The organism is Neisseria sp. Marseille-Q2251, assembly GCF_940793045.1.
Lineage (GTDB): Bacteria > Pseudomonadota > Gammaproteobacteria > Burkholderiales > Neisseriaceae > Neisseria.
Genome location: NZ_CALNWV010000008.1, coordinates 24,235 through 36,619, shown reverse-complemented (window position 1 = coordinate 36,619; position 12,385 = coordinate 24,235). Strand labels below are relative to the sequence as shown.

The 12,385-nt window shown below is 47.6% G+C and carries 10 protein-coding genes and 1 pseudogene; 5 read left to right on the top strand and 6 right to left on the bottom strand.

The annotated features are described in order from the left end of the window. Positions 1 to 3: 3 nt before the first annotated feature. Genes AAG834_RS04945 through pilM form a run of 4 tightly spaced genes read right to left on the bottom strand, consistent with a single transcriptional unit; the run spans position 4 to position 3,009 of the window. Entirely contained in the window at positions 4 to 570 is a 567-nt protein-coding gene (locus tag AAG834_RS04945) for a pilus assembly protein PilP (protein WP_003765902.1), read from the bottom strand. Positions 571 to 587: 17 nt separating this feature from the next. Beyond that, positions 588 to 1,280 carry a type 4a pilus biogenesis protein PilO gene (locus tag AAG834_RS04940; RefSeq protein WP_003765893.1) on the bottom strand — a complete coding sequence of 231 codons (693 nt, stop codon included), beginning with the start codon at positions 1,278 to 1,280 and terminating at the stop codon, positions 588 to 590. Next, on the bottom strand, positions 1,281 to 1,898 hold the full coding sequence (locus AAG834_RS04935; protein WP_003759517.1) for a PilN domain-containing protein: 618 nt from the start codon (positions 1,896 to 1,898) through the stop codon (positions 1,281 to 1,283). It abuts the gene before it with no gap. Position 1,899: 1 nt separating this feature from the next. Beyond that, complete coding sequence (pilM, locus tag AAG834_RS04930; protein ID WP_342031443.1) at positions 1,900 to 3,009, bottom strand: type IV pilus assembly protein PilM; 1,110 nt, start codon at positions 3,007 to 3,009, stop codon at positions 1,900 to 1,902. 150 nt (positions 3,010 to 3,159) lie between these two features. Here pilM and AAG834_RS04925 point away from each other — a divergent pair, with 150 nt between their 5' ends. Then, positions 3,160 to 5,565, top strand: a complete 2,406-nt coding sequence (locus tag AAG834_RS04925; RefSeq protein WP_342031442.1) for a penicillin-binding protein 1A — start codon at positions 3,160 to 3,162, stop codon at positions 5,563 to 5,565. Between the two features lie 294 nt (positions 5,566 to 5,859). Here AAG834_RS04925 and AAG834_RS04920 read toward each other — a convergent pair. Together AAG834_RS04920 and yihA are read right to left on the bottom strand one after the other, a co-directional pair. Next, a pseudogene (locus AAG834_RS04920) lies at positions 5,860 to 5,972 on the bottom strand (IS5/IS1182 family transposase); the annotation flags it as partial. Positions 5,973 to 6,136: 164 nt separating this feature from the next. After that, the gene (gene yihA, locus AAG834_RS04915) at positions 6,137 to 6,790 is read right to left on the bottom strand and encodes a ribosome biogenesis GTP-binding protein YihA/YsxC (protein WP_045073544.1); all 654 of its coding nucleotides are present in this window, start codon (positions 6,788 to 6,790) and stop codon (positions 6,137 to 6,139) included. 200 nt (positions 6,791 to 6,990) lie between these two features. On the opposite strand from yihA, the gene AAG834_RS04910 reads away from it, so the two are divergent. From AAG834_RS04910 to AAG834_RS04895, 4 genes are all read left to right on the top strand, one after another. Continuing rightward, the gene (locus tag AAG834_RS04910) at positions 6,991 to 7,617 is read left to right on the top strand and encodes a c-type cytochrome (RefSeq protein WP_003759506.1); all 627 of its coding nucleotides are present in this window, start codon (positions 6,991 to 6,993) and stop codon (positions 7,615 to 7,617) included. 306 nt (positions 7,618 to 7,923) lie between these two features. Further along, on the top strand, positions 7,924 to 9,879 hold the full coding sequence (locus AAG834_RS04905; RefSeq protein WP_342031470.1) for a cytochrome c biogenesis protein ResB: 1,956 nt from the start codon (positions 7,924 to 7,926) through the stop codon (positions 9,877 to 9,879). After that, complete coding sequence (ccsB, locus tag AAG834_RS04900) at positions 9,869 to 11,056, top strand: c-type cytochrome biogenesis protein CcsB (protein ID WP_342031441.1); 1,188 nt, start codon at positions 9,869 to 9,871, stop codon at positions 11,054 to 11,056. Before AAG834_RS04905 ends, ccsB begins: the two co-directional genes overlap by 11 nt. A gap of 419 nt (positions 11,057 to 11,475) precedes the next feature. Continuing rightward, positions 11,476 to 12,318: a class II glutamine amidotransferase gene (locus AAG834_RS04895; protein WP_342031440.1), complete on the top strand. Its 843-nt coding sequence runs from the start codon at positions 11,476 to 11,478 to the stop codon at positions 12,316 to 12,318. The last annotated feature ends 67 nt before the right edge of the window (positions 12,319 to 12,385 follow it).

Below are 12,385 nucleotides of genomic sequence, written 5' to 3'. Positions count from 1 at the left end.
TAATTAATTTGGAATTGCGGCAGATTCGCTTCGAGATTCAGCTGTCGAAGCACCACTTGAACCTTCATCTGACTGTGTACTTAACGGCAATTCAGCCTTTCGATATATCCAGTTACCAGAACTGTCTTCTATTAATTCAGTCAAAGTAATTTTATCCTCAGTAATCGTTTGGATTTTACCGTAATTCTGACCGATATAGTTGCCCGGCATAACGGTATAAACATGTCCATTTACATCGATAAAGCCAGATGTCTTATTATTACCACGCAGAATACCGACATAACGCATATTTTCCAAACTAAATGCTTCCAATGTCTCTTTCTGACGATTCAAATTAGGAGCATTATTCCCCTTGGGTGCATTTTCCAAACGTCGATAGTCAAACGCATTCAACCCATTATATGCTGGAGGAGTATATGCAACTGGCGGAGTAATCGTCGGTGCTTGAAATGGAGTAACCTTAACTTTAGCTTCATCTTGCGTCTGTTTTATCCACATATTTAAATCATCATGAGTGGGGGAACATGCTGCTAAAGACAAAACACCTACGAGTAAGATAGTATTTTTCATGATTTCCCTAATAACTTTTATTTATTGTCAACTTCAGCACCATTCTGCGCATCACTTCCGTTAGCCTGTGCCTCCTTCTGTTTGGCTGCAAGCTCGGCAGCAACTTCTTCTGCAGGACGAGCCTTATAAGTTGTTGCAGTGGCACTCAGTGTCAAAATATCACTTTTGCCCTCTTTACCACTTTTTCCGTCTGCTGCTTGGGAGAGCTTCAGAGATTCCAAAGTAATGATTCGCGATAAACCTCCGACATCACGAGCAAACTGGCTAATCTGATTATGCTTACCCGTAATGGAAATTTCATAGGGTAACTTTTGAATTGGACCATCATTAACCGGAGCTTGAGGGACAACACTATCCAACCGCAAACCATTAGCGGATCCAGCCTGATGCAATTCTTGGATTAAATTAGGAATTTCGGCATCTGTCGGCAGTTGTTTCAACAAAACATCAAAAGCTGAACGGATAGACGCCAACTCCTCCTGAAGGTTATGCAAATTAACAGCCTCAATACTTTTTTTCGTATATGTTTCCTTTAGTTCGGCTTCTTTAGCTTCCTGCGTAGAAAGTGTTTCGAGTTGCTCTTTGAAAATACCAACATATCCTATTGCCAAGACCCCCGCTATTGCCAACCCTGCGATAAATAACTTAGCAGGCATATTTAACAAATAGAGGTTTTGGATATCAATATTTTTTGCTTTACTTACAGACATTTATTTTACCTCTTGCTTCTGTTCGCCAGTTTCAGTCGTGTTCGCGGCTGGATTTTGTACGGGTACTGATGGATGACCTGAATTATTCAACAAAACCTTCAGAGTAAATTCTTGATAATTATCAATTTTCTTAATACTCAGAAGTTCTGGCTGAGCAAAAACCCCAGTGCTTGGCAAAGAACGCATAAACATTGCGATCTTATTATCACTACTTGCTCGACCCGTAATTTTGTAAGATGTCGAACTTTCTGCTTCCAACGCTGTCAGATAAGAGTTATCGGGAGTGACTACATTTAAGCTGTCGATAATATAGGCAGCCTGTGAACGTTTTTCCTGTAACTCTTCTACTTTTTGTTTTTTTGATAGGAAATTTTCTTTTTCTTGCTGCAGTTTTAGAATTTCTCCCAAAGCTTTATCCAGCTTTTCAATTTCCTTCCCTAGAAGGGCATTACGGTCTTCCTGTCTGCTGATTGCATTATTAATTGTCAAATATGTCAACACAAGCAGACCTGCACCTATCAATAACGCCGAAAGCATTAATACTTTAAATTGTTGCTTTTTGCGCTGTTTGATTTCTTCCCTATAAGGAAGAAGGTTAATTTTAACAAATTCAATCATATTACAGTCCCCTTAATGCTAATCCGAATGCTAATGTTAAAGACGGCGCATCAATTTGCAGCTGTGGCAAATCAATTTTATTGTTTCGTTCAGCATATAAAACCGGGTGAATACACTGTGTCGCAGTATTGGTTTGAGAAAAAATACTTTCTGCCAATCCAGCCTGTTGCGATGTAAACCCAGTTAATAAAATATGTTTAATGTTTGAGAAGGTCTCTGTCGTCTGCGTAGTGTAGTAAAACTGCAATACACGTTGGATTTCTTGCGCTACCTGAACGTTAAAGCGATCTGCGACTTGGGTCTGATAATCAGATGGTTTGCTGGATGAAGCTATCATCTGCGCCGCTTTTTCTTCTGTCACTTGATAAGTACGCTGAATCAGTTGATTCAGTTGCTCTGTGCTGACAGGGGTCTCTTGTTTATACAAAATCTGTCCGTTTTGCATCACCAATGCGTACATTTGGGTAGCATGAATGCCAAATACGGCAACTTTTTCATTAGTCAATTCAGGTGCATGATTATTAATCCAAAAAGCATAGGCATTTCTCTGAGCCAAAAGATCCAAATCTAAGGCAGACAGATCAAGTCCTGCATTTTCAAACATTTCAATAACAGGCTCAATATCGTCTTTTCTAGCTGCTACGGTTGTAATCTGCTGCCCCGCCGGGGAAACGGATACGCCGGTCACCTGATAGTCATAACTCATTTCATCAATAGGACCGATTGCTGAAATTTCAGATTCAGCGAACTCGTCCAAATCAAGTTCGGTATCGCGAGGGTTGTAAGTTATGTTCTCTATTGTTGCCAAGCTTTGTGGTACAGCTGCAACAAAGTTCTTACAAGAACTGCGCAATTGCGTATAAGTATGTTGCAAATAGGTGACAAGTTGGTCGTAATCTTGGATTTTGTTACCTTTTACAATATTTTTAGGTAATTTGGTAATAACGTATTTTTCTAGCTGAATTTGGTTTAAACTACGGCCTGTCAGCTGAACCATCTTAATGGCATGCTGGCTGATGTCGATGCCGATAGCGGCTCGGTTGCTTAACCCTCCGGAAGCTTTACTTGCCTTGCTGGTTTTGCTTTTAGGGCTTTTTGATAAGCTAATCATATAATTTCCCTGTATTGTTAGGAGTGAGTAACTGTTTCGATATCCGTAAAGGATTTCTTTTTCTTTGCACAGTAAATACTGTGTTTCACAGAAATCGGTTTCTATTTTACTTTATTTAATGCCAGTGATGGCAAAAATTATTACTTAGTCATGATTAAAAAGATTATAACGACCTGTCTTGGTTTGATATTAGGATTGGCACTCTTCGGTGTCGGCTTGCTCGCTATTGCGATTTTGGTCACATACCCCAAGTTGCCTGCTCTTGATTCTTTACAACACTACCAACCCAAAATGCCCCTCACAGTATATTCTGCCGACGGTCAGATTATTGGGGTTTACGGTGAACAGCGCCGGGAGTTTACAAAAATTGGAGATTTTCCAAAGGTTTTGAAAGACGCTGTTATTGCCGCAGAAGATAAACGTTTCTATGAGCACTGGGGCGTAGACGTAGTAGGCATTGCCCGTGCCGCTATCGGCAACGTAGTCGCCGGCGGTTTGCAATCAGGTGCCAGTACCATTACTCAACAGGTAGCAAAGAACTTCTACTTGAGTAACGAGCGTACATTTACCCGCAAATTCAATGAAGCCCTATTGGCCTATAAAATCGAACAGACGCTTAGTAAGGATCAGATTTTAGAACTGTATTTCAACCAAATCTATTTGGGTCAACGGGCGTACGGTTTTGCCTCTGCCGCTCAAATCTATTTCAACAAAAACGTGAAAGATTTGACTTTGGCTGAAGCATCCATGCTGGCAGGCCTACCTAAAGCACCTTCAGCGTATAACCCCATCGTTAACCCCGAGCGTGCCAAACAGCGCCAAGCCTACATCCTGCGAAACATGCAGGAAGAAAATATGATTACTGCACAACAACGCGATCAAGCTTTGAAAGAAGAGCTGCATTATGAACGTTTTGTGCAAAACATCGACCAAAACGCTCTGTATGTTGCTGAAATGGCACGCCAAGAGTTGTATGAAAAATATGGCGAGGACGCATACACCCAAGGCTTTAAGGTCTACACAACCGTCAATACCGCCAACCAACGTGTTGCTACTGAAGCCCTTAGAAAAGCGTTGCGTAATTTCGACAGAGGCAGCAGTTATCGTGGCGCAGAGAACTACATCGACCTCAGCAAAACTGATGACGTAGAAGAAACTATCAGCCAATATCTTTCTACTTTATATACGGTTGACAAAATGGTCCCTGCCGTTGTTTTGGAAGCCTCTAAAAAAGGAGTTCTGATTCAACTGCCTAGCGGAAAAAGATTCAATCTGAACAGCTACGCACTCGGTTTTGCAGCCCGTGCAGTCAACAACGAAAAAATGGGAGAAGACCGTATTCGTCGCGGTTCCGTCATCCGTGTCAAAGGCGGCGGCAACAATTGGTCTGTCGTTCAAGAACCTCTACTACAAGGCGCTCTGGTCTCATTAGATGCGAAAACAGGTGCCGTGCGTGCATTGGTCGGCGGTTATGACTTCCACAGCAAGACATTTAACCGAGCCACTCAAGCCATGCGCCAACCAGGTTCTACCTTTAAGCCTTTCGTATACTCTGCGGCACTCGCCAAAGGCATGACAGCATCCACCATGATTAATGACGCACCACTCTCCCTGCCGGGTAAAGGTGCCAATGGTTCTGCTTGGAATCCTAAAAACTCAGACGGCCGTTATGCAGGCTATATCACCCTGCGCCAAGCATTGACCGCCTCTAAAAACATGGTTTCCATCCGAATCTTGATGTCCATCGGTATCGGATACGCGCAACAATACATCCAACGTTTCGGCTTCAAACCGTCCGAAATCCCTGCCAGCCTGTCTATGGCGCTTGGTACCGGTGAAACAACACCATTGCGTGTCGCTGAAGCATATAGCGTCTTTGCCAATGGCGGTTACAAAATTTCCGCATACGTCATCGACAAGATTTATGACAGCGAAGGTCGTCTGAAAGCACAAATGCAACCTCTTGTTGCAGGTGAAAACGCTCCTCAAGCCATCGACCCGCGTAACGCATACATCATGTACAAAATCATGCAAGACGTTGTCCGTGTCGGTACTGCGCGAGGTGCCTCCGCACTTGGCCGTTCCGATATCGCCGGTAAAACCGGTACGACGAACGACAATAAAGATGCATGGTTCGTCGGCTTCAACCCAAGTATTGTCACTGCCGTATACATCGGCTTTGACAAACCGCGCAGCATGGGCCGCGCAGGTTACGGCGGCACGATTGCCGTTCCAGTCTGGGTCGATTACATGCGCTTCGCGCTCAAAGGCGTAGAAAACAAAGGCATGAAAGCACCGGCAGGTATCGTAAACAGCGGCGGCGAATACTATATGAAAGAACGTATGACCACCAGCTCCGATATCACTCTGGACAATAGCGGTACCGTTCCACGCCCTGCACAACAACCTTCCCGACAACAACGCCCGGCCAATGCTAACACTGCCGCAACGCCTGATAGCGATCGGGATGGCGGAGACCGCGGTCGCGGTGATTTGCAAGAAACGCCGGTACAGCCAAGCAATGTTAACAATCGACAATTAGACTCGCTGTTCTAATTACACCGGTCAAAAGGTCGTCTGAAACCCGAATCAGGAATTTCAGACGACCTTTTTATATGTAGCAGCACAATCTCAATTCATTGCCATGTGAACAAGATAGAAAAATTCACTTTAAACCGATACAGCATTGCCTCATCCGAGCCTAAAGCGGAGAGTTTCCCAAAATGCTAAAAAAAACCAGTTTCATGTCATCTGCACTGCTCATCAAACTTATCCCCTACCCCTTGATTTCAAATTACCTCGCCACACTAGATTCTGCCCCTTCCACTCACCCCATCAATCAAACGAATTGTATAGTGGACTAACTTTAAACCAGTACGGCGTTGCCTCGCCTCGCCTTGCCGTACTATCTGTACTGTCTGCGGCTTCGTCGCCTTGTCCTGATTTAAAGTTAATCCACTATAAAAACAACAAGGTCGTCTGAAACATGATCCAACATTTTCAGACGACCTTTTTGGGTTTATCTATTTCAAAGCAACATACACGGCAGTAAGACGATTTTGTTCCCTCACCCTGCAAGACAATAAACGGATTTGCGTCCCGTCAATGCAGACCATACTACGACCGATTACAATGACTCGGAATTTTCCGGATTTCCGATATTCAAGTTGTCCATTTCTTCTTGATGCGTAGCAAACCATCCGCCGACGACTTGGTTGACTTCTTCTATGCCTTGCTTTTTAAGGCTGGAAAATAGTTGTACGCTGATGCGTTGACGGGTCATATAGGGCTTGAGAGATTTTTTGACTGCGCCTAAAGTTTTGATTTGCTCGTTTTTCGACAGCTTGTCGGCTTTCGACAACAAAATATGCACAGGGCGGCCGGTGATATGGAAAAAGTCCAGCATCCGCAAATCTAGCTCTTTCAATGGGTGGCGCGCATCCATAATCAACACCAAGCCGATGAGCTGGCGTCGTTGTTGGAGATAGTCGCCCAAGAGTTTGACCCAATGCGTACGGATGGCTTCGGGAACTTGCGCATAACCGTAACCCGGCAAATCGACCATGAAGCTGCCATTGCTCAATTCGAAGAAATTGATGTGTTGGGTTCGACCTGGCGTTTTGGAGACGTAAGCGAGCCGGACATGATTGGTCAGGGTATTAATCGCGCTGGATTTGCCTGCGTTGCTTCGTCCGACAAATGCGATTTCTGCGGGCGTGTCGGGCAGGTCTTTGAGATGGTTGACGGTGGTGAAGAATTTGGCGTTCTGAAAGAGGTTCATCCGTATTTCCTTGTTTCCTAGGATGGAGTGGCAGAATTTGCCGTGTCCATGTTGCGAAACATGGTAGTAATTTAATGTAAATCTAGTATAGAATAGCACGTTTATAGAATTATCGGTTTTTATCGGGTAAAATTTATCCGGCGTTTTGAGTATAAAAAAGGCATTGTCGCGGTATGCAATGCTGTAATCAGGAGCACTCCATGAAACGATTGACTTTAGCGGCCTTGGTTTTGGCTGCCGGCGCGGCTGTCGCTGCCCCGAAAGCGGATATTGCAAAAGGCAAAGAAGTGGCTACTACCATTTGTGCGGCATGTCATGCGGCGGACGGCAACAGCGGCATCGCCATGTATCCCAAGCTCGCCGCGCAACACAGTGCCTATATCTACCGTCAAACCTTGGATATTAAAGAAGGCAAACGTACAAACGGTTCCGCCGCTGTGATGAAACCTATGGTGATGAACCTGTCCGAGCAAGACATCCTGAATGTATCTGCATTCTATGCCAAACAACAGGCCAAATCCGGCGAGGCTAACCCGAAACAAAATGATCCTGTTTTGGGCGGCAAAATCTACCGAGGCGGTTTGGTGGATAAAAAAGTTCCTGCCTGTATGTCCTGCCACGGCCCCAGCGGCGCGGGCATTCCGGGCGGCGGTACCGAAATCGGCGCATATCCGCGCTTAGGCGGCCAACATATGTCTTATGTGGTCGATCAAATGAAGGCTTATAAATCCGGACAACGCAAAAACGCGATTATGGAAGATATTGCCAAACGCCTGACCGAAGAAGAGTTGAATGCGGTTTCCAACTTCATCCAAGGTCTGCATTGATTCCTATCAATCCGTCTGTTTGCGGATGATGTGAATATCAAGGTCGTCTGAAAACGCTTGCCCTTGGGCGGTTGTTTTCAGACGACCTTGTGCGATGGTATGCCGCCGCTTTTGAGGCAATAAGTATTTTCAAATGGCAGCCTTTGGCTTTTTGCCCCATCATGTCTATTTTTCGTGCCGTTCGATAATCGGGTCTCTTCCGAATCCCGACCATCCCCGTATTCTTTATCAAATCAAACCGCTATGAGCAAATCCCCTTCATCCGTCCCTCTTATCCACAAACCTTGGTTCGCTTTTTTAAGCTCCATGCGTTTTGCCGTTGCCTTGCTCAGCCTTTTGGGCGTCGCTTCGGTTATCGGGACGGTGTTGCAGCAAAACCAGCCGCAGGTCAATTATGTCGTGAAATTCGGCCCGTTTTGGGCGCAGATTTTCAACTTTTTAGGCTTGTACGATGTTTATGCATCGGCTTGGTTTGTGGTCATCATGATGTTTTTGGTGATATCGACCAGCTTGTGCCTGATTCGCAATGTTCCGCCTTTTCTCCGTGAAATCAAATCATTCCGTGAAAACGCTAAAGAAAAATCATTGGCGGCGATGCGCCATTCGACTGTGTTGGAAGGCAAGATGTCGTCTGAAATTGCCCGGCGTTATCTCGAAGTACAAGGCTTCAGCTGCAAAACCGTAACGCGCGAAGACGGATCGGTCTTGGTTGCCGCCAAAAAAGGGGCGATGAACAAGTGGGGCTATATTTTTGCCCATACCGCGCTGATTGTGATTTGCTTGGGCGGCTTGATAGACAGCAACCTTCTGCTGAAAATCGGCATGCTAACCGGACGCGTCGTACCGGACAATCATTCCGTCTATGCCAAAGACTTCAAACCTGAAAGCATTTTGGGTACGTCAAACCTATCGTTCCGCGGCAATGTAAACATTACCGAAGGGCAAAGCGCGGACGTGGTCTTCCTCAATGCCGACAACGGGATGCTGGTTCAGGATTTGCCGTTTGAAGTGAAGCTGAAGAAATTCCACATCGACTTTTACAATACCGGGATGCCGCGTGATTTCGCCAGCAATTTGGAAATTACCGACAAGGAAAGCGGCAAAAAATCCGAACACACCATCCGCGTCAACCATCCGCTGACGCTGCACGGCATCACCATCTATCAAGCGAGCTTTGCCGACGGCGGCTCCGATTTGAAGTTCAAAGCCTGGAATTTGGGCAACCCAAGCCGCGAGCCGGTTACGCTCAGGGCGACATCTATGCGCGATTTCCCGCTCGACATCGGCAATACGTCCTACAAACTGGAGTTTGACCAATTCACGTCCATGAACGTGGAAGACACGAGCAAGTCGTCTGAAAAAGAGCAAACCCTGCAATCAGCGATTAACGACGTGCGCGCCGTGTCCCAAGAGAACAAAAAATACACCAACATCGGCCCGTCCGTGGTTTACCGAATCCGCGACAAAGCGGGTCAGGCTGTGGAATATAAAAACTACATGCTGCCTGTTAAACAAGAACAGGATTATTTCTTCATCACCGGTACGCGCACAGGTCTGGAACAGCAATACCGTTGGCTGCGCATTCCTGCCGATAAGACTTTCAAACCCGATACCTTCATGGCGATGCGCGAACTCTTGAAAGACGAAACCGCACGCAAAACCGTCATCCAAAACGCGACCTTGAACGCGCCCGAAAACATCCGCGAGCAATTTACCCTTGCCGCCGAAAATACCTTGGGCATTTTTGCGAAAGGCGGCTATTTGGCGTTGGACGAATTTATTACTAAAAACATCCCCAAAGAGCAACAGGAAAAAATGCAGGGATATTTTTACGAAATGCTGTTCGGCGTTATGAACGCCGTATTGGAAGAAACCATCCAAAAATACAAGCTGACCGAGTGGCCTCAAGACGAAGCGCGCAACCGCTTCCTGCTGCACAGTATGGACGCCTACACCGGCCTGACCGAATATCCCGCACCTATGCTCCTGCAACTGGACGGCTTTGAAGAAGTCCGCTCTTCCGGCTTGCAAATGACCCGTTCGCCCGGTGCATTTTTAGTCTATTTAGGCTCTGTTTTGCTGGTTCTCGGCACGATATTTATGTTCTACATCCGCGAGAAACGCGCGTGGGTTTTGTTTTCAGACGACCGCATCCGCTTTGCCATGTCTTCCAGCCGCAACGAGCGCGACCTGCAAAAAGAGTTTCCGCAACATACACAAAGCCTGCAACGACTGGCGAAAGATTTGAACCATGACGCATAACCATAACCCCCTACCCGAACACGAGCTGCTGACGCACAAATCGTTCCTCAAGTCCCTAAATACGGTCGACTGCATATTCGCCCTCCTGACCGCAGCCGGCGCATTCTTCGCCCAAACCCGCATCCAGCACACCATGGACATCTACGAAATGGTGATTTTGTGGGCAAGCGCGGGCATTACCGTCTTTTTAGGCTGGTTTTTCAAACCCATGCGTTGGTTTGCCCCCTTGTGTGCCGTCCTCGCATACGGCGCAGTCATGCTCTACGATGGCGAAATCAAACACGCCGACGACTTCCTGCTCAAATACTTCCTCAGCAGCCAGTCCGCGATTATGTGGCAATGCGCCTTCGTCTTCTTCGCACTCTTCGCCTACATCACCGGCGCCGTACTGGCACAACGCAAAAACGTCGCCACCAACACCCTGCTCGGTATGGGTTCCGTATTCGCCTGGGTGTCTGCCGTCGCAGGCTTTACCGGACTTCTAGTGCGCTGGCACGAAAGCTACCTCCTGCGCCCTGACGCAGGACACATCCCCGTTTCCAACCTCTACGAAGTCTTCATCCTCTTCCTCGTCATCACCGCCCTGATGTACCTCTACTACGAAGCCCGTTTCGCCGTACAAAAACTCGGCGGTTTTGTCTTCAGCTTCATGGCGATCGTTGTCGGCTTCGTCCTTTGGTACAGCTTTTCCCGCGAAGCACACACCATCCAACCCCTGATTCCCGCCCTGCAATCATGGTGGATGAAAATCCACGTCCCCGCCAACTTCATCGGCTACGGCGCATTCTGTATCGCCGCCATGCTCGGCATCGCCGAACTTTGGGCGTTGAGAAACGAAAACGCCGGCAAAAAATCATGGCTGCCGCATTCGCAAGTCATCGAAGAAGTCATGTATAAAGCCATCGCCGTCGGCTTTCTGTTCTTCACCATCGCCACCATCCTCGGCGCACTGTGGGCTGCCGACGCATGGGGACGCTACTGGAGCTGGGACCCGAAAGAAACTTGGGCATTCATCGTCTGGCTCAACTACGCCGTCTGGCTGCACCTGCGCCTCGTCGCAGGCTGGCGCGGCAAAATCCTCGCATGGTGGGCAGTCATCGGATTGTTCGTTACCGCCTTCGCCTTCATCGGCGTCAACATGTTCCTGAGTGGCCTGCACTCTTACGGCACCTTGTAAGCGTCAAAGCACAATAAAGAAAGGTCGTCTGAAAAGCTTTAGCGCAACCCGCAAAGCATTTTTCAGACGACCTTTCCACATCATCAGCCACAACACAATAAAATCGCACAAAATACCTCCCAATATCCCTCCCCTTCCTATTGAAACACCCCATCCGATACACCATAATTCCATCTATAAGGCGATCACGCAAAGCGCGTGTACATTGCGTCGATTTACCCGTTTTATAGTGGATTAAATTTAAATCAGGACAAGGCGACGAAGCCGCAGACAGTACAAATAGTACGGAACCGATTCACTTGGTGCTTCAGCACCTTAGAGAATCGTTCTCTTTGAGCTAAGGCGAGGCAATGCCGTACTGGTTTAAAGTTAATCCACTATACCCTCAACCCCACATCAAAATAACAAAGGTCAACATCATGTGCCAACTGCTCGGCATGAACTGCAACACCCCCACAGACATCGTCTTTTCCTTTGAAGGCTTCCGCCGCCGCGGCGGCATTACCGACCACCATGCAGACGGTTTCGGCATCGGCTTTTTCGAAGGCAAAGGCGTACGCCTGTTCCACGACGACAAACCCAGCGCCGCCTCGCCCGTCGCCGACCTCGTTCGCGCCTACCAAATCAAATCCGAAAACGTCATCGCCCACATCCGCAAAGCCTCGCAAGGACAAACCTCGCTGGCAAACACCCACCCCTTCATGCGCGAAATGTGGGGCGAATACTGGCTGTTTGCACACAACGGCCATTTAATCGATTTCTACCCCGAACAAGGCGAGTATTACCATGCCGTCGGCACCACCGACTCCGAACGCGCCTTCTGCTACATCCTCAACCGCCTGCGCAGCCGCTTCGCCACCAAGCCCGACCCGGACACCCTATTCGACGCCCTTGCCGCGCTGACCCACGAAATCCGCCGCTTCGGACTGTTCAACTTCGTTATGTCCAACGGCGACAACCTGTTTGCCCACGCCAGCACGCTTTTGCACTACATCGTACGCAAAGCCCCGTTCGGCAAAGCACGGCTTTTGGACGACGACGTCATGGTCGATTTTTCCGAAGTCACCACCTCCAACGACAAAGTCGCCGTCATCGCCACCTTACCGCTGACCCGCGACGAAACTTGGTCGCAACTGGCAGTGGACGAACTGGTCATGTTCCGACAAGGCGACATCGCCCGCAGCGACCGTCCTGAACAACCCGTCTACATGAGCGTAGAAGAAGGCTTGGCAATCGCCCGCGCCGTCGGCGTATCCGTTTAAAACAAAGAGGTCGTCTGAAAACCCAGATTCAAGGTTTTCAGACGACCTCTTCAACCCATAATAAACC

Coding starts and splice junctions, on each gene's coding strand:
- AAG834_RS04945 (WP_003765902.1), bottom strand. CDS start 570: ATGAAAAATACTATCTTACTCGTAGGTGTTTTGTCTTTAGCAGCATGT.
- AAG834_RS04925 (WP_342031442.1), top strand. CDS start 3,160: ATGATTAAAAAGATTATAACGACCTGTCTTGGTTTGATATTAGGATTG.
- AAG834_RS04940 (WP_003765893.1), bottom strand. CDS start 1,280: ATGTCTGTAAGTAAAGCAAAAAATATTGATATCCAAAACCTCTATTTG.
- AAG834_RS04910 (WP_003759506.1), top strand. CDS start 6,991: ATGAAACGATTGACTTTAGCGGCCTTGGTTTTGGCTGCCGGCGCGGCT.
- AAG834_RS04905 (WP_342031470.1), top strand. CDS start 7,924: ATGCGTTTTGCCGTTGCCTTGCTCAGCCTTTTGGGCGTCGCTTCGGTT.
- AAG834_RS04895 (WP_342031440.1), top strand. CDS start 11,476: ATGTGCCAACTGCTCGGCATGAACTGCAACACCCCCACAGACATCGTC.
- yihA (WP_045073544.1), bottom strand. CDS start 6,790: ATGAACCTCTTTCAGAACGCCAAATTCTTCACCACCGTCAACCATCTC.
- AAG834_RS04935 (WP_003759517.1), bottom strand. CDS start 1,898: ATGATTGAATTTGTTAAAATTAACCTTCTTCCTTATAGGGAAGAAATC.
- pilM (WP_342031443.1), bottom strand. CDS start 3,009: ATGATTAGCTTATCAAAAAGCCCTAAAAGCAAAACCAGCAAGGCAAGT.
- ccsB (WP_342031441.1), top strand. CDS start 9,869: ATGACGCATAACCATAACCCCCTACCCGAACACGAGCTGCTGACGCAC.